Consider the following 22230-nt stretch of genomic DNA (forward strand, 5'->3'; position numbering starts at 1 on the left):
GTGGGTGCTCCGACGCTGTCGCCGTTGGCGACCTGATCACATCGGCCGGTTAATTCCGGACAGAGGTGGTCGGGTTGCCACGGCAGAGACATAATTGAAAGACCATGGCCTTGACGGTGGAACACACCGGATACGGCCGACACCCGAAAAACCAAGCAACGAGCGGGGAAGAAACCTGTGGCACAGGAAGTGCTGACTGACCTGAACAAGGTCCGCAACATCGGCATCATGGCGCACATCGATGCCGGCAAAACCACCACCACCGAGCGCATCCTGTTCTACACCGGTGTCAATTACAAGATCGGTGAGACGCACGACGGTGCGTCGACGACGGACTGGATGGAGCAGGAGAAGGAACGCGGCATCACGATCACGTCTGCCGCCGTGACTTGCTTCTGGAACAACAACCAGATCAACATCATCGATACCCCCGGCCACGTCGACTTCACGGTCGAGGTGGAGCGGTCGCTGCGCGTGCTCGACGGCGCAGTTGCTGTGTTCGACGGTAAAGAGGGTGTCGAGCCGCAGTCCGAGCAGGTGTGGCGTCAGGCTGCCAAGTACGACGTTCCGCGTATCTGCTTCGTCAACAAGATGGACAAGATGGGCGCGGATTTCTACTTCACCGTGCAGACCATCATCGACCGTCTCGGCGCGAAGCCGCTCGTTCTCCAGCTGCCCATCGGCGCTGAGGACGACTTCGACGGCGTCGTCGACCTGGTCGAGATGCGTGCCATCACGTGGCGCGGCGTAGTTCCGACCGGTGCACTGCCGACCATCGAAGAGATCCCCGCGGATCTCGTCGAGAAGGCTGCGGAGTACCGCGAGAAGCTGCTCGAAACCGTTGCCGAGTCCGACGAAGCTCTCATGGAGAAGTACTTCGGCGGCGAAGAGCTCACGGTCGAGGAAATCAAGGGCGCCATCCGCAAGATGACGGTCGCTTCCGAGCTGTACCCGGTTATCTGTGGCTCCGCGTTCAAGAACAAGGGCGTTCAGCCCATGCTCGACGCAGTCATCGACTACCTGCCGAACCCGCTGGATATCGGCGAGGTTGTCGGACACAAGCTCAACGACGAAGAAGTAGAGATCACTCGCAAGCCGAGCAAGGAAGAGCCGTTCTCGGCTCTCGCCTTCAAGATCGCTGCTCACCCGTTCTTCGGCAAGCTGACCTTCGTCCGCGTGTACTCGGGTCGTATCGATCCGGGCGCACAGGTGCTCAACGCAACCAAGGGCAAGAAGGAGCGCATCGGAAAGCTCTTCCAGATGCACGCCAACAAGGAGAACCCGGTAGAAGAGGCCGTAGCCGGCCACATCTACGCGATGATCGGCCTCAAGGACACCACCACCGGTGACACCTTGTGCGATCAGGCGAACCCCATCGTCCTCGAGTCGATGTCGTTCCCCGCACCGGTCATCCAGGTCTCCATCGAGCCCAAGACCAAGTCCGACCAGGAAAAGCTGGGCGTCGCGATCCAGAAGCTCGCCGAAGAGGATCCGACCTTCTCGGTCGAACTCGACGACGAGACCGGTCAGACCGTCATCGGCGGCATGGGCGAGCTCCACCTCGACATCCTCGTCGACCGCATGCGTCGCGAGTTCAAGGTCGAGGCCAACGTCGGCAAGCCGCAGGTTGCGTACCGCGAGACCATCACCAAGACGGTCGAGAAGCACGACTACACCCACAAGAAGCAGACGGGTGGCTCGGGCCAGTTCGCAAAGGTCATCATCGCTCTGGAGCCTTTCGTGGGCGAAGACGGTGCTACCTACGCATTCGAGAACAAGGTCTCCGGCGGACGTATCCCGCGCGAGTACATCCCCTCCGTGGATGCAGGCGCACAGGACGCGATGCAGTACGGTGTTCTCGCCGGCTACCCGCTCGTGAACCTGAAGCTGTCGCTGCTCGATGGTGCTTACCACGACGTCGACTCCTCGGAAATGGCGTTCAAGGTTGCCGGTTCGCAGGCGCTGAAGGAAGCCGCCCGCAAGGCCGGCCCCGTCATTCTCGAACCCCTTATGGCTGTCGAGGTCACAACGCCCGAGGAGTACATGGGCGACGTGATCGGCGATATCAACTCCCGCCGTGGCCAGATTCAGGCCATGGAGGAACGCAGTGGTGCCCGTGTCGTGAAGGCGCTGGTTCCGCTCTCGGAGATGTTCGGTTACATCGGTGACCTGCGGTCCAGGACCCAGGGCCGGGCGAACTTCTCCATGGTGTTCGATTCCTACGCAGAGGTTCCCGCGAACGTCTCGAAGGAAATCATCGCCAAGGCGACGGGCGAGTAAGTAGTAAGTACTGCGAGCTCCCCAGCCCGCGCCGGTAAGTAACCTCGGTTGCTTTCGGCACGAAGCACGACCAAGTAATAACCAACCGCACTGCTGCATACGGCAAGCAATTATCAGTCCAGGAGGACAAAAGTGGCGAAGGCGAAGTTCGAGCGGACGAAGCCGCACGTGAACATCGGCACCATCGGTCACGTCGACCACGGCAAGACCACGACGACGGCGGCCATCACCAAGGTGCTTGCGGATGCTTTCCCCGACCTGAACGAGGCTTCGGCCTTCGATCAGATCGACAAGGCTCCCGAGGAAAAGGCTCGTGGCATCACGATCAACATCTCGCATGTTGAGTACCAGACGGACAAGCGCCACTACGCGCACGTCGATGCACCGGGTCACGCCGACTACATCAAGAACATGATCACCGGCGCGGCTCAGATGGACGGCGCTATCCTCGTCGTTGCAGCCACCGATGGCCCGATGCCCCAGACGCGCGAGCATGTCCTGCTCGCTCGCCAGGTTGGCGTTCCGTACATCCTCGTCGCCCTGAACAAGGCCGACATGGTTGACGACGAAGAGATCCTCGAGCTCGTCGAGATGGAGGTCCGCGAACTGCTGGCCGCTCAGGAATTCGACGAGGACGCCCCGGTCATCCCGATCTCGGCACTCAAGGCACTCGAGGGCGACGAGAAGTGGACCCAGTCCATCCTCGACCTCATGGCTGCAGTCGACGAGTCCATCCCGACTCCGGTTCGTGAGACCGAGAAGCCCTTCCTCATGCCTGTCGAGGATGTCTTCACGATCACCGGCCGTGGCACCGTTGTCACCGGTCGTATCGAGCGTGGCGTTGTCAACGTGAACGAGGAGGTGGAGATCGTCGGCATCAAGGAGACCTCCACCAAGACCACCGTCACGGGCATCGAAATGTTCCGCAAGCTGCTCGACTCGGGCCAGGCCGGCGACAACGTCGGACTGCTCGTTCGTGGCATCAAGCGCGAAGATGTCGAGCGTGGACAGGTTGTCGTCAAGCCGGGCACCACGACTCCCCACACGGAGTTCGAGGGCCAGGCATACATCCTGTCGAAGGACGAGGGCGGCCGCCACACCCCGTTCTTCAACAACTACCGCCCGCAGTTCTACTTCCGTACCACGGACGTTACGGGCGTCGTGACGCTGCCTGAGGGCACCGAGATGGTCATGCCCGGTGACAACACCGAGATGTCCGTCAAGCTCATCCAGCCTGTCGCCATGGACGAGGGCCTGCGCTTCGCAATTCGCGAAGGCGGCCGTACGGTCGGCGCCGGCAAGGTTTCCAAGATCATCAAGTGAGACTCTTGTCTTGCTAGTTGATTCATAGCTCCGCACAGAAAGGCGCTCATTCCCTTCGGGGAGTGAGCGCCTTTCTTGTTGTTGTACTTGATTTCCGATGGTGCGGTTCCGGTCGGGAAACCAGAGCCGGATCTACTGCGCTGCGTCCACTCGATCTAGGTGCAGTAGTACCTGCACCGCAACATCAGAACCGTCGAGGTTGCGGCGCGTTGTCGACGCGATGTCCTCGGCGCGGGTGGTGAAGTCGACGACGTTGATTCCGGGATCGGCGTTGACCACTACGGAGAGTGTCGGGAGCCCACGGTCTACGGTGGCTCGTCCCTTAGCGGCACGGACACCGGGCAAATGTGCGAGTTCAGCTGCAACACCATCGGCGATCGGACCGAGATCAACACTGATTTCGGTGCCGGACTGTGCATGTCGGAGTGTTATTGCTCGGGCGCGGCGCAGCCGAAGATTGAGATACAGCAAGCCGAAGCCGGCAATCACGCAGAAGACAAAAGTTCCGGTGAGAACCCAATGCCACCAGGGCTGCTCGGGAATTCCGAGGAGTGTCGGTCGATCCAGCCGTGACACCCACGTCCGGATCAGACGGACGCCGGCATCCCAGGCGATGATGTACGCACCGGCGACGACGAGAGCAATGCCGATGATCAGCACAACGATTCGGTCGAGCGCGGCTATGTAGCGGTTCACGATTCGACCTTCTGCTTTGCTGCGATTTCTCGGGCGAGAACGGTCAGACGGACGGGGCGCTGTAGGACGTCGAGGTGCGGTTGAACTGCTGTTTCGACGGCCGTGATCAGTGCGTCGCGATCCCCGCCGACGGTATCGATATGGACCTTGGCGTGTTTGCGGTCGACGGTGGTGTGGGCGCGTTCGACGCCGGGCACCGTTGCGGCTTGTCCGCTGCACATGCGGGCGATGTCGGTCGGGCGCATCCATACGGTACCGGCATTCGGGTTCCCTAGTGGCACATGGGTTTTAGCGCGTCGCTTCATCGCCGTCATGATCAGAACGACCCCGGCGACGACTGCTGCGATTGCCGTCGGCAGCAGCCATGTCTGCCAGTGCAATCGTGATGCCCATTCGACGGAGTTCGCGATCCACGGCGCAGATTCGAAGGTGCCGCGATTGATGAACCATTCACGTGAGACCACAAAAGCAAGCGCGAGCAGTCCGAACGCGATCACTACTGCCGATACCGCTGCGGCGGGTGCGGCGGCAGGCGTTCGAGGGGGAGTCCACTGCGAAACCGGTTGCTCGGCAGTATCTTCGGGAATGCTGATGCCCGGTACGGCGCCCTCTTCGGGGACCGTGGTTGCCGCGATCAGAACGTTCATTTCGTGCAGCGGGTAGCCGGTGAGGGATTCGACACTCGTGGCGACCTCGTTGTGCACGCGACCTGTCAGTTCGACAACAGAGCACGGCCAGTTGACCGCAAGAAAGAGATTGACGGATACGGCGTCGGACCCCATCGCGATGTCTGCCCGCGGCAGTTCCCGTCCGGTCAACTTGCTGAGTCCGCCGGTTTGCCGGACAACTCCGGGGACGGTGATCGCGGCGGCTGTGGCGATTTTCGACATCGCGCGGTCCTTGATGACCAGTACGCCGCGAAGGCCGGGGTCAACGGGGTCCGGTGTTGATGTGCCCGCCGTGGGGGTGGGTGTGGTGGACTCAGCCACGGCCACGGCTTCGGAGGATGGCGCCGAGGTCGAGGTGACCGTCGCGATGCGCGCCGATCGCCATACCGGCTGCTCCGAGTAGGACGGCAAAGAGGAATCCGCTGAACCCGCCCAGGATTCCGGCGAGGGCGAGGAGCAGACCGACCAGCAGGCCGACTGTCGTGCTGTTCACATCAGTTCCTTTCTTCGATGAGGGGTGCGAGCTGATCGTCAGGGTGGCTGACGTCGCCGACGGTGACGGTGATCGGTACGTCGACGACCTGCCCGACCGCGTCGCGGACGTGTTGAGCGACAGTCACGACGTTTGCCGGGTAAGCGACGGATATGTGTACGTTGCAACCGTTTTCGTCGATGACCACGCCGGTGACGCGCTTGCCCGGGAGGTAGGTTCCGACTTCGCCGAACTCGCCGCCGTGCAGTGCGGCGACACCGTGAACCGCCAGCGCGGCGTCGGCGACGGTTTCGGCTGCCATACCGAGATCGATCCGTTCGGGACCGCTCACTGAACTCTCGGCTTCGCTTCCGGTTCGGTGCCCGGGTTCTCGGATTCGCCGAAGAGCATGACGTCGAAGACGGTGATGTTGACTTCGGTGACTTCGAGGCCGGTCATTCTTTCGACGGCCGCGATGACGTTGCGCCTGATTCCGAGCGCCAACTCGTGGAGGGCGACGCCGTATTCGGCGACGATTCCGATGTCGATCGCTGCCTGCTTCTCGCCGACCTCGACGGCCACGCCCTGCGCGTGATTGACGCGTGCACCAGGGATGCGGTCGCGGAGTGCGCCGACAGCGCGTGCGGTACCGCCGCCGACGTCGTACACACCGTTTATCTCGCGGGTGGCTATGCCGGCGATCTTGGCGACCACGGCGTCCGCAATGATCGTTTTGCCCTGCGTGCTGTGGAGCGCGGCGCCGCCGTCCGCGCCGAACTGGACGCTGCTGCTTCCACTGGAATCGCTGGTCATGCGGTGCTCCCTGCTCGAGTTTCAGTGTGTGCGTCTCACCTGTCATTAACTCTAGTGACAACCGCTGCTTCCCAGCGGGTGCACCACACCTACGTCCGAATTTGGTATGACAGAGTCTGACGTGAATACGTGACGGCTCTCATAGTGGGCGCCGATAGTGACGCAAGATCAGACGGGTGGGTGTGTGGTGGCACGGATTGTGATCGTGGGCGCAGGTTTGTCGGGGCTACGAGCCGCGGAGGAGCTGCGGCGCGCCGGTTTCGAGGGCGAGATAGTCCTAGCGGGCGGTGAGGCGCATCTGCCGTACGACCGTCCGCCGCTGTCGAAGGAAGTCATCCGCGGAGACAAGGACGAGACGACTCTGCGTCCGGCGGAGTTCTTCACCGAGAACGCGATCGACCTGAAGCTCGGTTCACCAGCACTCTCGGTGGATACCGCATCCAAGACCGTCGCGTTTGCCGACGGTTCGGAGCTGACGTACGACGATCTGATCATCGCCACGGGACTGACCCCAAGGCGCATCGGCGGTCTGCCTAAGCTTTCAGGCGTGCACGTCCTGCGTTCCATCGAGGAAGCACTCGCTCTGCGCGCGGACCTTGCGCCGGGCAAGCGAGCGCTGATCGTCGGTGCCGGCTTCATCGGCTGTGAATTGGCGTCGAGCATGAAGTCGCACGGAGTTGACGTCGTTCTGCTCGAACCGCAACCGACACCGCTTGCATCGGTACTCGGCACGACGGTCGGTGCTCTGGTGGAGCGACTGCACCGAGACGCGGGCATCGACGTCCGGGTTGGCGTCGGGCTCGAGACTCTGTCCGGCGACGGCGTCGTCGACACCGCTTTTCTCGGTGACGGTTCCGAAATTTCCGTCGACGTGGTCGCCATCGGCGTCGGATCATTGCCGGTGACGGATTGGCTTGCAGATTCCGGGATCGAACTGGGCAACGGAGTGCTGTGCGACACGGTGGGCCGGACAAGTGTCGAGAATGTGTGGGCGATCGGTGACGTGGCCGCATGGACGATCGGGGAAGCGCGCAAGCGCGTCGAACACTGGAGCAACGCCGGGGATCAGGCAAAGATTCTTGCCGGGGCGTTGACCGGTACCGGTGACGCGAATGCGCCCGCGCAGGTTCCGTATTTCTGGAGCGATCAATACGACGTGAAGATTCAGGCGCTGGGAACGGTGTCGTCCACTGATCAGGTGCATATCGTCAAGGACGACGGCCGCAAGTTTGTCGCCTACTACGAGCGTGACGGAGTGTTGGCAGCTGTAGTCGGCTGTGGCAGTCCTGCGGCGGTGATGAAGATGCGCGCGAAGATCGCTGCGGGTACTCCGATCGCCGAAGTGTTGGAAGCCGCAGCAGTGTGAGTTGATGGACAGGCGGGCGAGCTGATGCGGCTCGGTCGGGTTCGGGACGCTAGATTTGTTCGGTGATCGTTGCGCTCATCGACTCGGGTCTAGGTTTGCTCCCGACTTCCGCTTGGCTTCGCCGCCTGCGTCCCGAATTGGATCTGGTGTTGTCCTTGGATCCTGACGGCGCACCATGGGGGCCGAAGCCTGCGCCGTGGGTGATCGACCGGGTGCTCGGTGCTGCGGCGCGAAGTCTCGACCGGGGCGCGGAGGTCATCGTGCTGCCATGCAATACGGCGAGTGTGACTGCGCTCGAGCATGTCCGCGAGCTGGTCGGGCCTGGTATTCCCGTAATCGGGACGGTACCGGCAATCAAACCAGCGGCTGCCGTGTGTGAGTCGGTGGCGATCTGGGCTACGGCGGCAACCACGGCCAGCCGCTATCAGGCAGATCTGATCGCCGAATTCGCGGATGGAACCGAGGTAGTCGGCGTCGCGTGCCACGGCCTCGCCGACGCCATCGACCGAGGCGACCGAGCGGGCGCCTTGGCCGCGATCAGCGACGCCGCGGCCCGGACACCAGACGGTGTGCAAGGTGTTGTTCTAGGCTGCACCCATTACCCGTTGTTGCGGGACGAGATTGTTGCCGCGCTGCCCGAAGGAGTCTTGCTCTTCGACAGTGCCGAGGCCGTCGCAAGGCAGACACTGCGCCGTATCGACGCAGCTGAGATGGACACTTCAGTTGGTTCAGGGACGGTCGAGGTGTTCGTGAGCGGTCGCCCCGGCAGCCTTCCGTCCAGCGCCGAAGCATTCGACGCCGGACGGTTGTTGGGAGCAATAAGGGCCTGAGTACTCAGTGGGCGGCCACTCCGTGGTCACTGCTCTAATGGGCGGCCACTCCGTGGTCGCCGTGATGCATTCTGGCGGCCATCATCGGCATCGCACTCACTGCCACCACTACGGTGAGGACTCCGACAACCCAGGCTGTCCAGGCTGCGCCTTCGAGGGCGTGGAAGTTCATGACCCAGGGGGAGATGAACATCAGAACGCCGAAGACACCCATCGCGTAGTCGGCGACGGCCATGTCCGGTCGTGCCATGTGAGCCAGGCCGGCGAGTGCAACGAGCACACCCAGGACGATCAGTGACCACATAGCCCGGTCGTTGGTGGTCAACCAGATCGGCGACAGTGCGGCAAAGACACCGAGAACCACGGCTACGGCATCCTGCATTCGATTCCACGACTTCATGGCGAAACCTCCTCGAGCGAAAAGATTCTTTCACTCTCGAGTAGACGCCTTCCTGAGGTCGAGTTCAACTCTCCGACAATTGCATTCGGGTTGCAGTTACCCGCAGGCAGAGCCGGTTTGTATCAAGATTTGTGATCATAGGTGCGACTCGGGTGCGAGCCGTGCGATCTTTCGAAACCGGGGTGCACGGTGTGGGATAGCATCCGATCGCGATGCTGGGCCGGCAGGCACAAGTTCGGGGTCGTAGACGATTCGTGGTGTCGGCAATGGAGCAGTCAAGTCCCACACATCGAGCAACGCACGTGCGAGATCGGCATTCCAGTACGACAAATCTCCTTCGATGTACAGGTCGTCAGGGAGGAGTCGTTGGTAGTTTGACGAATCGAGTGCCTCCTCCAGTTCGTCCCACGATTTCCAGTCGAGATCAGTGCGGTACCGGTATGCCTGGTACCGGCTTCCGTCAGCCTGATCTCTTGGTATGTCTATGAAGACAACAGGGGCTTCGAGGCCGTCATCGTCCCAGAGGAAAAGCACGTCATCGATCCGGAACTCGTCTCCGTCCTCCAAGACGAGCCAGTCCGTGCCGAAATTTGTCGAGCGATGCGCGCGCCGGACAATCCGGTTCATTTCCTTGCCGGCGACTTCGTCGACATCGACCTCGCCGTAGTTGCATACGAAAAACCGTGCATCCGACGTGGTGACCAGTTCGTCGGCGGAGGTGTTGATTCCCGGAACGCCAAAACGGTCGTTGTCTTGATCTGCCCCGTCAGCCCACAGAGCGTTCAGGCGAGGCAGATCCTGCGCAGTGACCTGTTCTGATTCCGATTTCTCAGCAATGACGAAGGCACGTGTCCAGGCGATCATCGCGTCGGTACCGGAGATGACCGAAGCCTCGTTCGTTCGCCGCGAGGAGCGAGCAGAAGCATTCGCCGATCCGATCACTGCGCGCTCTGCGGTGGCAATCACCTTGGCGTGCAATGCCCCTGAGGACCACACCTCTACGCCCGCCGCGAGGTACGTTTCGATGGCCTGGGGGCTGGTGGAGTGCGAGCGGACGGCAGAATCCGATGCATTTGTCACCAGCACGTCCCCGAGTGTCAGTGGCATCAGTTTGGGCGCATCGCTGCCCAGAAATGCCACCGCCGCATACCGCGGACCTGCAGTCTGGATCGCTTTGGTGATCGCGCGCCACGCCTTCGGCCCGACAAACTTGTATTCCATCCCGGTATCCAACCAGACAGGATCAGATCTCACGCGGTGTCGGCAAGTTCGACTTTGTTTCAAGATTTGTGATCAGGGGTGCGGGCCGCGACCAGGCCGCGCGGGGCGGTGGCTGCGATGTGGCCGGAGAGCGCCATGAGCGTGAGTGTGGTGAAGGCCAGTGCGGTTGTGAGCATGGTTTCAGTGTTGCCGACCAGGCTGTGCCTATCTGGGGCGTTCGATGTGAGGACGCTGTGAGTTGTGAGATCGTGTCGGCATGGGTGATCTGAGTGCTCGTGTGGTGTGCGAGGCGTTGGCCGACCTGTCCGATCCGAAGGATGCTGTTCACCTTCAGCGGTTCTTCAAGACCGGGCCGGGGGAGTACGGCGAAGGCGACGTCTTCATCGGCGTTCGGGTGCCCAAGACACGGACTGTGGTCAAGCGGTTCGGCGGTCTCGAGTTGAGCGAAGTGCGTGTGCTGCTCGACAGCGAAGTTCACGAGTATCGTCTCGCCGGCCTGTTGATTCTGGTGGCGCAGTTCGAAAAGGCAAGCAGGCAGAGGTCTTTCGACGCCGAAGCTCGACGCACGATCGCCGAGTTCTACCTCGACGCGGTGGAGCGTGGGCGGGTGAACAACTGGGACCTGGTCGATTCGTCGGCCGGTCAGATTCTCGGCGGATGGTTGTTCGATCGGAACCGAAGCTTGGTGTTCGAGCTCTCGGATTCGGGCGACCTGTGGCGTCGGCGAGTGGCGCTGTTGACCACGTACGGCTTCATCACGCGGGGCGACGCGTCGACAACTCTCGAGCTCGCGGCGTCCGTCCTCGACGATCGTCGTGATCTGACGCAGAAAGCGATGGGCTGGATGCTGCGTGAGGTGGGCAAACGCGTCGACCGGGGTTTGTTGACCGGGTTCCTGGAGTTGCATGCGCACGACATGGGTCGTACCGCATTGAGCTATGCGTGTGAGCACCTCAGTGCGGAGGAGCGGACGCATTTTCGGTCGCTCCGTGCGCCGGTGTGAGACTTTGCCGTAACGGTCTGTGACACGATCGAGAGGTGCAGGCCTCCTCAGCTCGACTAGTTACAGCGACAACCATCGCGTCGATGCTCGCGGCAGCATGCGTGGTGCTGGCATATCTGGTGTACGTCGTGCGAGCCGTCGAACCTGTCGATTTCCTCGTCTATCGCTACGCTGTCGAGAAGTTTGCCAGTGGCGGTGACATCTATTCCGGGAACTTGTTCGGTCCGATGATCGAGCCTGAGGGAATGCCGTTCACCTACACGCCGTTTGCAGTGTTGTTGTTGTGGCCGACAGCGTTTTTCGACTGGTGGACTGCGTACCTTCTGTGGTCGCTTCTGTGCATTCTGCTGGTGGCGTGGACGGTTGCGCGCTTCACTCCGAGGTGGGTTCGCTTGCGGCCGTTGGTGATGGCGGCACTTCTGATCGGGGTGTCGGTGACACCGACGGTCAGCGCGCACATCTCGTTCGGTCAGGTAAATCTGCTGTTGATGGCACTGGTGCTGTTCGACATCACCCGAGATGACAATTCGATTCTCGGCCGGTACTTCCCGCGGGGACTGTTGATCGGCGTTGCGACCGCGATCAAGCTGACTCCGGGGTTGTTCGTCGTCTACTTCGTGGTGACACGGCAATGGCGACTGGCGATCTGGAGTTCTGTGGGTGCGGCCGCTGCCACTGTTGCTGCCGCACTGGTTGATCCGGCGCTGAGCAGAACCTTCTGGACCGAAGTCGTGTGGAGTTTGAGTGGCCGCGTGGATCTTACGGGCGAGGCGATTGCCAGTTCGGGTAACGGCTCGCTGCAGGGCACTCTGGCTGCGCTGGGTTCCTGGACGGATGCGGTGGTGATGCCGTTGATCGTGCTGGTCGGCGCAGCGGCACTGTGGATTGCGAGGCGGATATACCTCGACGGCCGTAGCGTCGACGCGGCACTGGTGATCGGGTTGAGCGCGCCGATTCTGTCGCCGATCAGCTGGATTCATCACTGGGTGTACCTGATCCCGGCGGCGGTCACGATACTGTTCCGGCTGCGTTCGCGTCGTGGTGTCGCGGTTTTTGTTGCAGCTCTGGTGGTGGTCTATTGCGGACCGAGTATGGGACAGCAGTTGATGGACGCGTCGGCGCTGCTCGTGCCGGTCGGAGCGATCTTGCGGGAGGGTTTCATCCTGGTCAGCGCAGCGGCAATTGTTGCTTTGTGGCAGATGCGGCCACGGCCGGACACTGTGTTCGGGCAGAATTCGGCGTTCGGGGAAAACGCTTCGGCCCCCGAATCCGAAGGGAATCAGGGGCCGAACAGTATCGAAGAATCCGGTGTCAGAACTCGATCTTGAGGCTGTCGGATACAGGCTTTGCCTGGCATCCGAGAATGTATCCGTTTGCGATGTCCTCGGCGTCGAGGATCTCGGAGTTGTCCATCTGCACTTCGCCTTCGGTGACGGTGCAGGCGCAGGAGCCGCATTCGCCTTCCTGGCAGGAGTACGGCACGTCGAGGCCCTTGGCGAGCATGATGTCGACGAGGGTCTGCTTGCGGGGCCAGACGAGTGTGTGGGTTTCGCCATCCAGTTCGACCTCGACCGTGGCGGCGTCTGCTGCTTCTTCGTCGGTGACCTCGGCGAGTTCGACGTCCTTGAACGGGTCACCGGCGAGTGAATTGAAGACCTCGGCGTGGACCTGTGTGCGGGGCATGCCGGCTTCGGCGAGTGCGTTGTGCACGGCGTCCATGAAGGGGCCGGGGCCACACATGAAGGCTTCGTAGGCGACAAACGGCTTGGCCAGCGTTGCCAGCTGCGATACAGCCGGGAGTCCCTGGACCGATTCGATCCAGTGAACGACGGTCAGCCGACCGGCGTACTTGGCCGCGAGTTCGCGGAGTTCTGCACCGAAGATGACGGACTTCTCGTCACGGTTGGCGTACACGAGGACAACGTTGCCGCTGCCCTGGGTGAGAGCGGACTTGAGGATCGAGATCACCGGGGTGATGCCGCTGCCCGCGCCGAAGAGCAGGAAATCGTGATCGAGCGACTTGGGGGTGAACACACCGGAGGGCGGCAGCACTTCGATGGTGTCGCCGACCTGAACCTTGTCGCACAGCCAGTTGGAGCCATAGCCGTCGACGGTTCGCTTGACGGTCACCTTGGGGGCGTCGTCGGTGAACGGTGAGCTGGCCAGGGAGTAGCACCGGGCAACAGAACCGGTCTGGTCGCTGGGGATGCGCAGGGTGAGGAACTGTCCGGGCTTGTAGTCGAACTTGCCCTTCAGGTCTGCGGGGATCTCGAATACCAGCGACCGGGCGTCCGAAGTCTCTTCCACGACTCCGGACACGGTGAGTACCGCCGATCGCGAGCTGTGCGGTACCTCGACTGTCGTCATCGCGAAGCAAGTCCTCTCGTGAAGCTGGGTAATGCGCAGGTCAGTGAAATGCTGCAGGTAGAACATGTTCTAGTTCAATGCTAGCAGTGATGAAAAGCTACTGGGGATCCTAGTCGCGCGGCAAAACGTTCCCGATCAGCGGGAATCAGACCGATCGTGATGGGGGCGCCTGGCGGGCCGGGGCGGTCACAACCTGCCCGAATGGGCGGTTCGGGGGCGGCGTCCGGGCGGTAATCGCAGCGAACTGTGGGTTCGGGCTGTCGGCCGGTCCACAGTGGAGTGCAGATGAGATGCCGATCACAAACAAGCGGCTTTCAATCACTCCCACCGTCACAGTCACGCATTCGCGAGGAGCAAAGAAGATGGCAATCGAGCTCAATCAGATCTGGGACTTCCCGATCAAGGAATTTCATCCGTTCCCCCGCGCACTCATGGGTGTGGGTGCTCACGACATCATCGGCGTCGAAGCCAAGAACCTCGGGTTCAAGCGCACCTTGTTGATGACGACGGGTCTGCGCGGCTCGGGAATCATCGAAGAACTGATCGGCAAGATCGAGTACCAGGGCGTCGAGGTGGTTCTCTACGACAAGGTGGAGTCCAATCCCAAGGACTACAACGTCATGGAGGCCGCGGCGCTCTACCAGAAGGAGAAGTGCGACTCGATCATCTCGATCGGTGGTGGCTCGAGCCACGACGCCGCCAAGGGTGCCCGCGTCGTGATCGCGCACGACGGTCGCAACATCAACGAGTTCGAGGGATTTGCCAAGTCCACGAACAAGGAGAACCCTCCGCACATCGCCGTTTCCACCACAGCCGGTACGGGTTCCGAGACGTCATGGGCGTACGTCATCACCGACACGTCTGACATGAACAACCCGCACAAGTGGGTGGGCTTCGACGAGGCGACCATCGTGACCCTCGCGGTCGACGACCCGCTGCTCTACTACACCTGCCCTCAGCACTTCACCGCGTACTGCGGCTTCGACGTACTTGCCCACGGCAGTGAGCCTTTCGTGTCTCGCCTGGATTTTGCGCCGTCGCTCGGCAACGCGATCTACTCGGTCGAGTTGGTCGCGAAGAACCTGCGCGAGGCTGTCTTCGAGCCGCGGAACCTCAAGGCCCGCGAGGGAATGATGAACGCGCAGTACATTGCCGGCCAGGCCTTCAACTCCGGCGGACTCGGAATCGTTCACTCGATCTCACATGCGGTGAGCGCTTTCTTCGACAGCCACCACGGTCTGAACAATGCCATCGCGCTGCCTCGGGTGTGGGAGTACAACCTGCCCTCGCGCTACGAGCGTTACGCCCAGTTGGCGGGAGCTCTCGGTGTCGACACCCGCAACCTCACGACGGTGCAGGCCGCCGACGCTGCCGTCGAGGCCGCGATCCGTCTGGCCAAGGATGTCGGTATCCCTGACAACTTCGGTCAGGTGCGCACCGATTCGTACGCGAAGAACCAGATGAACACCAAGAAGTACGAGGGTCGTGGTGATGTCATCAAGGGTGACGAGAAGACTGTGCGCGCCATCTCCGAGCACATTCAGGACGACTGGTGCACCCCGGGCAATCCCCGTGAGGTCACCGTGGAGTCGATGATCCCGGTTGTCGATCACGCGATCAACAAGTCCTACTTCTAACGGGCCTTCGGCCCCGTGCGCCTTTCTGGTAGCCCGCGCTACCAGAAAGGCGCACGTGGGGCTTGCCCCCCATTGAAAGGTGTTCCATGTCCAATCGCACTTTCTCCACCGGCGTCGAAGTGAAAGATGCGCTGCGCGAGCAGGACTACATCGCGGACGACGAGTTTGCGGTGGTAGTTCACCTTGCGACGGCGTTGGGGCGTCCACTCCTGCTCGAAGGACCGGCCGGGGTCGGCAAGACGGAACTCGCGAAATCGCTGGCCGCGATCGGTGGACGAAAGCTCGTGCGATTGCAGTGCTACGAGGGTTTGGATGACAATCGGGCGCTCTACGAATGGGACTACGCAAAGCAACTCCTGCACGTGCAGATGCTCCGTGACCGGATCAGCGATCAGGTGGCCGAGTTCGACAGCGTCGCTGACGCGTCGAAGTTTCTGGCAGATCAGGATTTCGGTTTGTACTCAGAGAATTTCCTGTCGGTCCGGCCGTTGCTCGAGGCGATATTGTCACCGGAACCGGTCGTGCTTCTGGTCGATGAAGTGGACCGCACCGAGGAGTCCATGGAGGCGCTTCTCCTGGAAATTCTGGCCGAGCAGCAGATCACGATTCCCGAGGTCGGTACATTCGTGGCCCGGTCGCAGCCCTGGGTCATCTTGACGTCCAACGATACTCGTGAACTCTCGCCGGCGCTCAAGCGTCGGTGCCTGCACTACCATCTCGGCTACCCGACGTCCGAGCGCGAGCGTGAAATCGTCACCGCCCGTGCACCGGAGGTTGATCAAGCCACCGCCTCCGAAGTAGTCGAACTGGCTCGAATCCTGCGTGACCTTCCGCTGCGCAAGAGCCCGTCGATCTCCGAGGTGATCGATGCGGCAAGGGCGGCAACGGTTCTCGCAGCCAGCGGCCTGGGGGTGTCGTCGGACGCCACGGTGCGCGACATCTTGCTGGCAGCGCTACTCAAGTACTCGTCGGATGTGACGCTTGCGAAGGAACGATTCGACGGAACAGCGCTGGAGTCACAGTCCCACAACGGCGGGGAGTCAGTCGAACGTGCCACTGTCGCAAGCAAGCCCGCGAACACGACGACAGCGGTGTTCCGGGGGACCGGCGGGCGGGATTCGCATCAACAAGGGATCCGCGGTGGCAGCGGACTCCGCTCGTCGCGATGACAATGCTCAGCTCTACCGCAAAGCCGTCGTTTGTCCTCGACGTGGTGTCGGCGAGCTTCGGCCGATTGCTGAGGGCGGCCGGAGTATCGGCGTCGCCCGCTGAGGTCATCGAGGTCCGGCGGGTCCTGGCGATGGTCGGGGCGTCGGATCGTGATGTCTTGCGTGCCTGCCTGCGGTCGGTGTGCGCCAAGTACTCTCACGAGCAACCGGGCTTCGATCGGGCATTCGACGCGTTGTTCCGTCCGATTCGAGACGGCAAGACGGCAGATCGCATTGCGTCCAGAGCGGAAGTGGCCGACGGTCTGCCGACCGCACTCGGTATCGACGAGGATCAGGAAGTCGGCCGCTACGCGGAGTACAACGAGCGTGCCGCCGAGGTGGGTGACTACTTCGATACTCCGGAGGCGGAGAAGGGATTCAACCCGCACAAGGACGACGACGATGTGTCGATGACGTCAAGTGATGCTGAACTGTCGGTGGATACCGGTTCCGAAACGGGGCGACGGGGGGTCAGCTACACCGTGGACGTGGACAGAGCGTCGTCGGCTGTAGTCGGTGATCTCAGTACGAGTGTTGCTGCCGCTGTGGTGGGTTCGTTGTCCTGGGACGATCCGACGTCCATTCTCGCGTGGCTCGACGCGTACGATCCCAGCAAGGCCTATGCGGACGTCTCCGATGACGGACCGCTGACGCAGGCGCAGCTGAACCGCCTGGTCGAAGCTGTCGAAGCATTTGTTCAGGCGCTCTCCGCCGCTGCCCTGGCGGAGTCCGCTCCCGATGCCCCTGACAGTGAGGCGGCCGCAGGCCCCTCACATAACGACGTCGAACTTGCGTGCCACGAAGTGTTGCGCCGGATGCGAGGCCCCGCGAGACCGCGACCGCGCGAACGCTCCCGTGGGCGTTTGGACATGCGGCGGACGGTACGGTCGAGTTTGCGGACTGACGGCATTCCCTTCCATCTGGTGGTGAAAGCTCCTCGCCCCGATCGGGTTCGGTTGTTGCTGATCGCCGACGTCTCGCTGTCGGTCCGGCCCGTTACCGCGTTCACCTTGAGGCTGGCCCAGGCGATGCACCGGCGCGCCGACCGCTGTGAGGTGCTGGCCTTTGTCGATCGACCCGTCGACGTCACGGACACCCTGCTCGCCAGCAGTGGTGACGGCGCTCTGGCAGCGGTCCTGGCGCATCCAGGTCTGGACCTGGAAGCCAGCAGTGATTACGGGCGAGTACTCACCGAATTGCTGGACGAGCACGGCAACGCCTTGAACTCACGAACGTCCGTCATCATCGTCGGTGACGGGCGGTGCAACGGATTACCTCCGCAAGTGGAGAAGCTCGAGGAACTACGACGCAAGGTTCATCGATTGGCCTGGATCACGCCGGAACCACAGCGATATTGGAACCAGGCGTCGTGTGCGATGCCGGAGTACTCGAAGATCTGTGACGAGGTGGTGGTGGCTCGCGATGCCGCGCAGCTGATGGCCAAGGCGGCGGAACTGGGTCACGCACTTCGCTGAGGTGTGAAAAGCAATCCGAGAGTAGTGATGTACTGATATCCATGACGGTGACGAAGGCCGAGAAGTCGGCGCTGCGCTGGAAACCGATACTGCTGCTGACGGTAGTCGGTGCGGTATGCGGCCTTGTTGCTCTGGGAGTCTTCCAGTGGTGGTGGCAATCGTTGGCATCGCCGCACATCCTCACTGGCGGCGCATACTTCGATCCCGAGCCTGGTTTCACCGGAGCCAGCTTTATGGACCTGTACCCCGCAGAGCCTGCGCCGTGGTTGTATTCCGGATTGGTCCTCGGACCGACCGTGGTCGGCTTGCTCGCCGGCATCGTGTTCGTGCTGTTCGGCGGGCGGGATCGTCGTCGTCAGGAGTAAGGGTCTCCCTGGACGCACGGTCGAGGCATAAAGACAGTACCTACCCGATCGGGTAGGTATTCACCTCTCCTTGGGCGGGTGTGTGTCCGTCGATGCCCGCGTAGTCTCGGAACCGGCGCTTGTTAAGTGGATCACAGACTCGGCGCCGGGCGAGAGGAGAGTGGGAGCCGTGTCGGTGGATGTTCCGGACGCTGTTGACGCAGGTGAACACCGCCGTGACGCAGGTGAACACCGCCGTGACGCAGGTGAACACCGCCGTGACGCAGGTGAACACCGCCATGACGCAGGTGAACACCGCCGTGGCACCGCTGCCAGATTGGTGAAGTTCCATGCTCCGGAAATTGTGTTCGGCATCGGTTCCCTGGTCGAAGCCGCTCACGCAACCCTCCGATTCGGCGGTTTTCGCCCCTTTCTCGTCACCGACCCGGGCCTGGTCGAATCGGGATGGGTCAGTGAACTCGAGGCGCACTTGGCCGAGCAGGGGCTGCAGCCGACGGTCTGGGCTGGGCTGACTCCCAATCCCAAGGACTACGAGATTGCGGCCGGCTTCGGGGTGTACCAGGAGGGCGAGTGCGACGTCATCATCGCGCTCGGCGGTGGGTCTGTCATCGATGCGGCCAAGGGCGTCGCGGTTCTGGCCGCAAACGGCGGAAACATTCTCGACTACGAGGGGGTCGATCAGGCGACCAAGCCGATTCCGCCCCTGGTGATGGTCCCGACCACGTCGGGTACCGGAGCAGATGTTTCCCAGTTCTGCATAGTCACGGACACCGCTCGGGGTACGAAGATCACGATCATCGGACGAGCGTTGGTTCCCGATGTCACCGTCATCGATCCACGGTTGCTCACAACGATGCCCGAGTGGCTCAATGCGGCAACCGGATTGGATGCGTTGACGCACGGTATCGAGGCTTTCGTATCGCTTGCCCACAATCCGCTCACTGATCATCACGCACTCCGAGCGGTCGGCTTGGTCACCGAGAACCTGGTGCGCACAATTCATGAGCCGATGGAAATGGAAGCGCGATCCGTCATGGCTCAGGCGAGTCTCGAAGCCGGTCTTGCCTTCACCAACGCGATTCTCGGCGCGGCTCATGCGATGAGTCATCAAGTCGGAGGCATGCTGGATCTCCCACATGGCGTCATCAACGGGATATTGCTTCCGCACGTCATTCGTTTCAATTCCACGACCGACGCGGCGCCGTTCGTGGCAATTGCTGCGGCGCTGAACCTTCCGGAGCAACGTGGCAGTGCGCAAGAAGCCGCGTTGGCGGTGGCGGATCGCGTCGAGCGGCTTGCCCGTGAGGTCGGTGTCCCGAAGGGTTTGGCGGAGTTGGGTGTTCGGGAGCAGGACTTGAGCCGCCTGGCAAGTTTTGCACTGCGTGATGCGTGCATGTCCACCAATCCGCGTGAAGCCACTCAGGAACAGATGGTGGCCTTGTTCCGGAGCGCGCTGTGAATCGGGCGAGATCATGACCGCAGACCTGTCGAGGCTCACCGGATTACGTTCGGGGAAGAGCACTTTCTATCCGCAGTACCGCGGCGCGGCTGAACGACTCGAGCGCGTCGTGCATGCATTGGAGTTGATTTCGCGGGCGCTGGTGAGAACAGTCGACGGCCCGGAGACGTTGGTCTGTGCTGTTGCCGAGGCCGCGCGTGCACATTTGAGTGCGCAGTGGGTGGTCTTTGCGCTCGCCGACGGCACCTTGCCTGACGCGGGGCCGCGACGGTTGGTTCTCGGACCGGACGCGACTCCATTCCTGGTCGACAACGTCGAGGGTCCACCGCTGCCGGACGACGTCGTGGATTGTCTCAACGACATTCGGTGCGGCAGTATCGAATCGAATTCCGTGGTCGATCCGCACTACGCGTTTGTGCCGATCGTGCTCGGGGGTGGTGTTGTGGGCGCATTTGCGGCCTGGACTCCGCAGAATCGCACTCTTGATTCCACCGACGGCGCAGTTCTCAGCATCTTGGCCAGTCAAACGGCTGTTGCGCTGCAGAATTCGGCTCTGTATCAGCGCGGGCAACTGCTGCTGTCGCGTGCCGAAGAGGCATTTGCGGAGGCCAATCGAACTGCCGCCGATCTGGCGGTGCGAAACAGTGAGCTGGAATCGACGCAACGTCAACTCGGGGTGGCGCACCGGCACCAGGTCGTCGACGACGAACGCCATCGCATCGCCCGCGAACTCCACGACAGCGTGACCCAGGCGGTGCTGTCAGCGGGTATGCAGATCGAAGTGTGCCGCAGTGACATTCCCGACGCCGAGCGAAGTGAAAGACTGGATCTGGCAAAGGATCTGACGAGGCGGGCCGTGGAGCAACTGCGCTCGGCGATCTACGCGCTCAACCACTCGTCGGATGAAGGCCGGACCTCGTTACCGGAGATGCTCGAGCAACTCAGCGTGGTCCACATGCCTGACGAGTTGGCCGTAAGTCTTCGTGTCGGCGGCACACCGGCCGAGCTTGCCGGTGAAACCGAACATGCATTGCTGCGGATCGCGGGTGAAGCACTCTTCAACGCCGCCGTTCACGCCCACGCCACTCGGGCGGTTCTCCGGTTGACGTATCGCACCGACACCGTGGTCTTGTCCATCTCGGACGACGGTGACGGAGACCCCGCGCGGATGCGATTGATCCTCAAACTGGCGGCGAGCAACGATCTCGACGGGCGGCACAGGGGCTTGGCCAACATGCAGTCCCGGGCACGCGAATTGGGTGGCACGCTCGATGTTCGTCGCGCGAGGATCGGGGGAGTCCAAGTGTTGGTTCGGGTGCCGCTCGCCGACAAGCCTGACAGTGATACTGAGACCGGCGCCGAAGATGCCTGTCCCACAACCGAGATCGAGGAATGATGACCACAGCACGCCCCGTCTCCGCCGGCCACGTCGGGCACAGAGATCCTGTCCGGCCCACCGAGAGTCGCGTAGTTCGTATCGTGCTCGTCGACGACCACGCAATACTGCGGCAAGGGCTGCGGTCGGTGCTCGAGAGGGAAAGTGATCTGCGCATTGTCGGCGAGGCATCGTCATTGCCGGAGGCATTGTCGGTTGTCGATCGGGTGAGTCCCGACATCGTCCTCATGGACCTCAAGCTCTCGGCGAGTTCGGACTACGAGGGATTGACGCTGTGCTCGCAGTTGTCCGTGGCGCATCCGAAACTCGGTTTACTGGTTCTCACCACATTTCTCGACGACCAACTGGTGGTTCGCGCTGTGCACGCCGGGGCGCGTGGATACGTTGTCAAAGACGTCGACACCACCGAACTGGTCCGTGCAATCCGGGCGGTATCTCGCGGCGAGAGTGCATTCGACTCGCGTAGTGCTTCCGCTGTGGTGCGCTCGTTGAACGGCCAGTCCACAACCAAGGACCGGTTGACGGATCGCGAACTCGAGGTCCTGCGGCTGCTCGCAAATGGATTGTCCAACATCAGGATCGGTGAGAGATTATTCATCTCGCCGACGACGGTGAAGTTCCATGTCAGCAATATCATGCGCAAACTCGAGGTGAGTCGGCGTGCCGAGGCAGTCTACGCGGCCAGTAAACAGGGATTGATCTAGACGCGCGTTGCTCGCCAGTCGGCCAGCATCCGCGGCATCTCCGCGGCCATGAAGTCGAAGAAGTCGCGAAGGTCGGCCATCCGGTCGCCGCCGCGTGTGCCTTCGCCAAGGACGCGAATGCCCTCTGCTGCTACCTCCGATACTTGGTACAGCGCAGACTGTTTGGTGACAAACGCGTCGGCCCACAGGTCTACACTGACGCGGTAGTGCTGACGCCTTGATCCCGGAACGGCGTCGCGTTCGATCAGGCTGACCTGTAGCAGGTATCGCACCGCGCCGGAAATGGCTGCCGCGCTCACGCCGAGCACCTCACCGAGATCGCCGGGAGTCGACGACGGCTGATTGCTGGTCATCAAAGCTGCCCAGACGCGTGCCGGCATGGGCGGGAAGCCCATGTCGATCAGCACCAGCGAGAGGCGCTCGACCAAGTGCCGGCTCTTGTCGGGATGGTCGGGCGGTTCATGTCGGGCGGTCATGTCGGTCATCGGGGAGTGTCCGATCTTTACGTTTTTCTATCTTCACACATTTGTGAAATCAGCGTACGGTC

Annotated in this window: 22 protein-coding genes; 13 read left to right on the top strand and 9 right to left on the bottom strand. The window is 61.9% G+C overall.

Translation table 11 applies throughout. The features are described 5' to 3' along the window. Positions 1 to 177: 177 nt before the first annotated feature. Both fusA and tuf read left to right on the top strand, forming a co-directional pair. Entirely contained in the window at positions 178 to 2280 is a 2103-nt protein-coding gene (fusA, locus tag RG2_RS04250; protein WP_033236420.1) for an elongation factor G, read from the top strand. Between the two features lie 132 nt (positions 2281 to 2412). Further along, complete coding sequence (gene tuf, locus RG2_RS04255; protein ID WP_033236419.1) at positions 2413 to 3603, top strand: elongation factor Tu; 1191 nt, start codon at positions 2413 to 2415, stop codon at positions 3601 to 3603. A 132-nt stretch (positions 3604 to 3735) separates the two neighbouring features. Here tuf and RG2_RS04260 read toward each other — a convergent pair whose 3' ends face one another. The 5 genes from RG2_RS04260 to RG2_RS04280 are packed head-to-tail and all read right to left on the bottom strand — an operon-like array spanning position 3736 to position 6252. Continuing rightward, positions 3736 to 4299 carry a hypothetical protein gene (locus RG2_RS04260; protein ID WP_033236418.1) on the bottom strand — a complete coding sequence of 188 codons (564 nt, stop codon included), beginning with the start codon at positions 4297 to 4299 and terminating at the stop codon, positions 3736 to 3738. Further along, complete coding sequence (locus RG2_RS04265) at positions 4296 to 5294, bottom strand: DUF6286 domain-containing Asp23/Gls24 family envelope stress response protein (protein ID WP_033236417.1); 999 nt, start codon at positions 5292 to 5294, stop codon at positions 4296 to 4298. Before RG2_RS04265 ends, RG2_RS04260 begins: the two co-directional genes overlap by 4 nt. Next, positions 5281 to 5460, bottom strand: a complete 180-nt coding sequence (locus RG2_RS04270; RefSeq protein ID WP_033236416.1) for a hypothetical protein — start codon at positions 5458 to 5460, stop codon at positions 5281 to 5283. Before RG2_RS04270 ends, RG2_RS04265 begins: the two co-directional genes overlap by 14 nt. A gap of 1 nt (position 5461) precedes the next feature. After that, positions 5462 to 5761, bottom strand: a complete 300-nt coding sequence (locus RG2_RS04275) for an Asp23/Gls24 family envelope stress response protein (protein ID WP_033236492.1) — start codon at positions 5759 to 5761, stop codon at positions 5462 to 5464. A 26-nt stretch (positions 5762 to 5787) separates the two neighbouring features. Further along, positions 5788 to 6252, bottom strand: coding sequence for an Asp23/Gls24 family envelope stress response protein (locus RG2_RS04280; RefSeq protein WP_033236415.1), 465 nt, complete (start codon positions 6250 to 6252; stop codon positions 5788 to 5790). A gap of 187 nt (positions 6253 to 6439) precedes the next feature. On the opposite strand from RG2_RS04280, the gene RG2_RS04285 reads away from it, so the two are divergent. Together RG2_RS04285 and RG2_RS04290 are read left to right on the top strand one after the other, a co-directional pair. Then, positions 6440 to 7618, top strand: a complete 1179-nt coding sequence (locus RG2_RS04285; protein ID WP_230590365.1) for an NAD(P)/FAD-dependent oxidoreductase — start codon at positions 6440 to 6442, stop codon at positions 7616 to 7618. Positions 7619 to 7680: 62 nt separating this feature from the next. Next, the gene (locus tag RG2_RS04290; RefSeq protein ID WP_033236414.1) at positions 7681 to 8448 is read left to right on the top strand and encodes a glutamate racemase; all 768 of its coding nucleotides are present in this window, start codon (positions 7681 to 7683) and stop codon (positions 8446 to 8448) included. A gap of 34 nt (positions 8449 to 8482) precedes the next feature. Here the strand turns inward: RG2_RS04290 and RG2_RS04295 are convergent, their stop codons facing one another. Both RG2_RS04295 and RG2_RS04300 read right to left on the bottom strand, forming a co-directional pair. Beyond that, the gene (locus RG2_RS04295; protein WP_033236413.1) at positions 8483 to 8848 is read right to left on the bottom strand and encodes an SPW repeat domain-containing protein; all 366 of its coding nucleotides are present in this window, start codon (positions 8846 to 8848) and stop codon (positions 8483 to 8485) included. Between the two features lie 135 nt (positions 8849 to 8983). Then, on the bottom strand, positions 8984 to 10069 hold the full coding sequence (locus RG2_RS04300; RefSeq protein ID WP_051730710.1) for a phospholipase D family protein: 1086 nt from the start codon (positions 10067 to 10069) through the stop codon (positions 8984 to 8986). A gap of 256 nt (positions 10070 to 10325) precedes the next feature. Between RG2_RS04300 and RG2_RS04305 the strand changes: the two genes are divergently transcribed. Both RG2_RS04305 and RG2_RS04310 read left to right on the top strand, forming a co-directional pair. Then, a complete protein-coding gene (locus RG2_RS04305; protein WP_033236412.1) occupies positions 10326 to 11072 on the top strand; it encodes a DNA alkylation repair protein in 747 nt (248 codons plus the stop codon). Positions 11073 to 11155: 83 nt separating this feature from the next. Further along, positions 11156 to 12400 carry a glycosyltransferase family 87 protein gene (locus RG2_RS04310; RefSeq protein WP_045070911.1) on the top strand — a complete coding sequence of 415 codons (1245 nt, stop codon included), beginning with the start codon at positions 11156 to 11158 and terminating at the stop codon, positions 12398 to 12400. On the opposite strand, the gene RG2_RS04315 is transcribed toward RG2_RS04310, so the two are convergent. Beyond that, on the bottom strand, positions 12384 to 13439 hold the full coding sequence (locus tag RG2_RS04315) for a ferredoxin--NADP reductase (RefSeq protein ID WP_033236411.1): 1056 nt from the start codon (positions 13437 to 13439) through the stop codon (positions 12384 to 12386). The genes RG2_RS04310 and RG2_RS04315 overlap by 17 nt on opposite strands. Positions 13440 to 13801: 362 nt before the next feature. Between RG2_RS04315 and mdo the strand changes: the two genes are divergently transcribed. The 7 genes from mdo (at position 13802) to RG2_RS04355 (ending at position 21683) form a co-directional block, all read left to right on the top strand. Then, positions 13802 to 15076: an NDMA-dependent methanol dehydrogenase gene (mdo, locus tag RG2_RS04325; RefSeq protein ID WP_033236488.1), complete on the top strand. Its 1275-nt coding sequence runs from the start codon at positions 13802 to 13804 to the stop codon at positions 15074 to 15076. A gap of 86 nt (positions 15077 to 15162) precedes the next feature. Beyond that, a complete protein-coding gene (locus RG2_RS04330; RefSeq protein WP_033236410.1) occupies positions 15163 to 16245 on the top strand; it encodes a MadB family AAA-type ATPase in 1083 nt (360 codons plus the stop codon). Further along, entirely contained in the window at positions 16242 to 17759 is a 1518-nt protein-coding gene (madC, locus tag RG2_RS04335) for a MadC family VWA domain-containing protein (protein WP_033236409.1), read from the top strand. The genes RG2_RS04330 and madC overlap by 4 nt, the downstream gene beginning before the upstream one ends. Positions 17760 to 17800: 41 nt before the next feature. Continuing rightward, positions 17801 to 18124 carry a hypothetical protein gene (locus RG2_RS04340; protein ID WP_045070904.1) on the top strand — a complete coding sequence of 108 codons (324 nt, stop codon included), beginning with the start codon at positions 17801 to 17803 and terminating at the stop codon, positions 18122 to 18124. Between the two features lie 316 nt (positions 18125 to 18440). Then, entirely contained in the window at positions 18441 to 19583 is a 1143-nt protein-coding gene (locus tag RG2_RS04345; RefSeq protein ID WP_230590363.1) for an iron-containing alcohol dehydrogenase, read from the top strand. Between the two features lie 13 nt (positions 19584 to 19596). After that, entirely contained in the window at positions 19597 to 20979 is a 1383-nt protein-coding gene (locus tag RG2_RS04350; RefSeq protein ID WP_033236407.1) for a MadS family sensor histidine kinase, read from the top strand. Beyond that, the gene (locus RG2_RS04355; RefSeq protein ID WP_051730709.1) at positions 20979 to 21683 is read left to right on the top strand and encodes a MadR family response regulator transcription factor; all 705 of its coding nucleotides are present in this window, start codon (positions 20979 to 20981) and stop codon (positions 21681 to 21683) included. The genes RG2_RS04350 and RG2_RS04355 overlap by 1 nt, the downstream gene beginning before the upstream one ends. Here the strand turns inward: RG2_RS04355 and RG2_RS04360 are convergent. Continuing rightward, positions 21680 to 22168 (bottom strand): GbsR/MarR family transcriptional regulator, encoded by a 489-nt coding sequence (locus RG2_RS04360; protein ID WP_033236406.1) that lies wholly within the window; start codon positions 22166 to 22168, stop codon positions 21680 to 21682. The two genes, RG2_RS04355 and RG2_RS04360, sit on opposite strands and share 4 nt — an antisense overlap. Positions 22169 to 22230 lie beyond the last annotated feature (62 nt).

This window comes from Rhodococcus globerulus NBRC 14531 (assembly GCF_001894805.1).
Classification (GTDB): domain Bacteria; phylum Actinomycetota; class Actinomycetes; order Mycobacteriales; family Mycobacteriaceae; genus Rhodococcus_F; species Rhodococcus_F globerula.

What these genes read in the sequence shown, in the direction of transcription:
- RG2_RS04315 (WP_033236411.1), bottom strand. Translation starts at nt 13,439, where the DNA reads ATGACGACAGTCGAGGTACCGCACAGCTCGCGATCGGCGGTACTCACC.
- madC (WP_033236409.1), top strand. Translation starts at nt 16,242, where the DNA reads ATGACAATGCTCAGCTCTACCGCAAAGCCGTCGTTTGTCCTCGACGTG.
- RG2_RS04355 (WP_051730709.1), top strand. Translation starts at nt 20,979, where the DNA reads ATGACCACAGCACGCCCCGTCTCCGCCGGCCACGTCGGGCACAGAGAT.
- RG2_RS04350 (WP_033236407.1), top strand. Translation starts at nt 19,597, where the DNA reads ATGACCGCAGACCTGTCGAGGCTCACCGGATTACGTTCGGGGAAGAGC.
- RG2_RS04340 (WP_045070904.1), top strand. Translation starts at nt 17,801, where the DNA reads ATGACGGTGACGAAGGCCGAGAAGTCGGCGCTGCGCTGGAAACCGATA.
- RG2_RS04295 (WP_033236413.1), bottom strand. Translation starts at nt 8,848, where the DNA reads ATGAAGTCGTGGAATCGAATGCAGGATGCCGTAGCCGTGGTTCTCGGT.
- RG2_RS04360 (WP_033236406.1), bottom strand. Translation starts at nt 22,168, where the DNA reads ATGACCGACATGACCGCCCGACATGAACCGCCCGACCATCCCGACAAG.
- RG2_RS04330 (WP_033236410.1), top strand. Translation starts at nt 15,163, where the DNA reads ATGTCCAATCGCACTTTCTCCACCGGCGTCGAAGTGAAAGATGCGCTG.
- RG2_RS04280 (WP_033236415.1), bottom strand. Translation starts at nt 6,252, where the DNA reads ATGACCAGCGATTCCAGTGGAAGCAGCAGCGTCCAGTTCGGCGCGGAC.
- RG2_RS04310 (WP_045070911.1), top strand. Translation starts at nt 11,156, where the DNA reads ATGCTCGCGGCAGCATGCGTGGTGCTGGCATATCTGGTGTACGTCGTG.
- RG2_RS04275 (WP_033236492.1), bottom strand. Translation starts at nt 5,761, where the DNA reads ATGGCAGCCGAAACCGTCGCCGACGCCGCGCTGGCGGTTCACGGTGTC.
- RG2_RS04305 (WP_033236412.1), top strand. Translation starts at nt 10,326, where the DNA reads ATGGGTGATCTGAGTGCTCGTGTGGTGTGCGAGGCGTTGGCCGACCTG.
- mdo (WP_033236488.1), top strand. Translation starts at nt 13,802, where the DNA reads ATGGCAATCGAGCTCAATCAGATCTGGGACTTCCCGATCAAGGAATTT.
- RG2_RS04300 (WP_051730710.1), bottom strand. Translation starts at nt 10,069, where the DNA reads ATGGAATACAAGTTTGTCGGGCCGAAGGCGTGGCGCGCGATCACCAAA.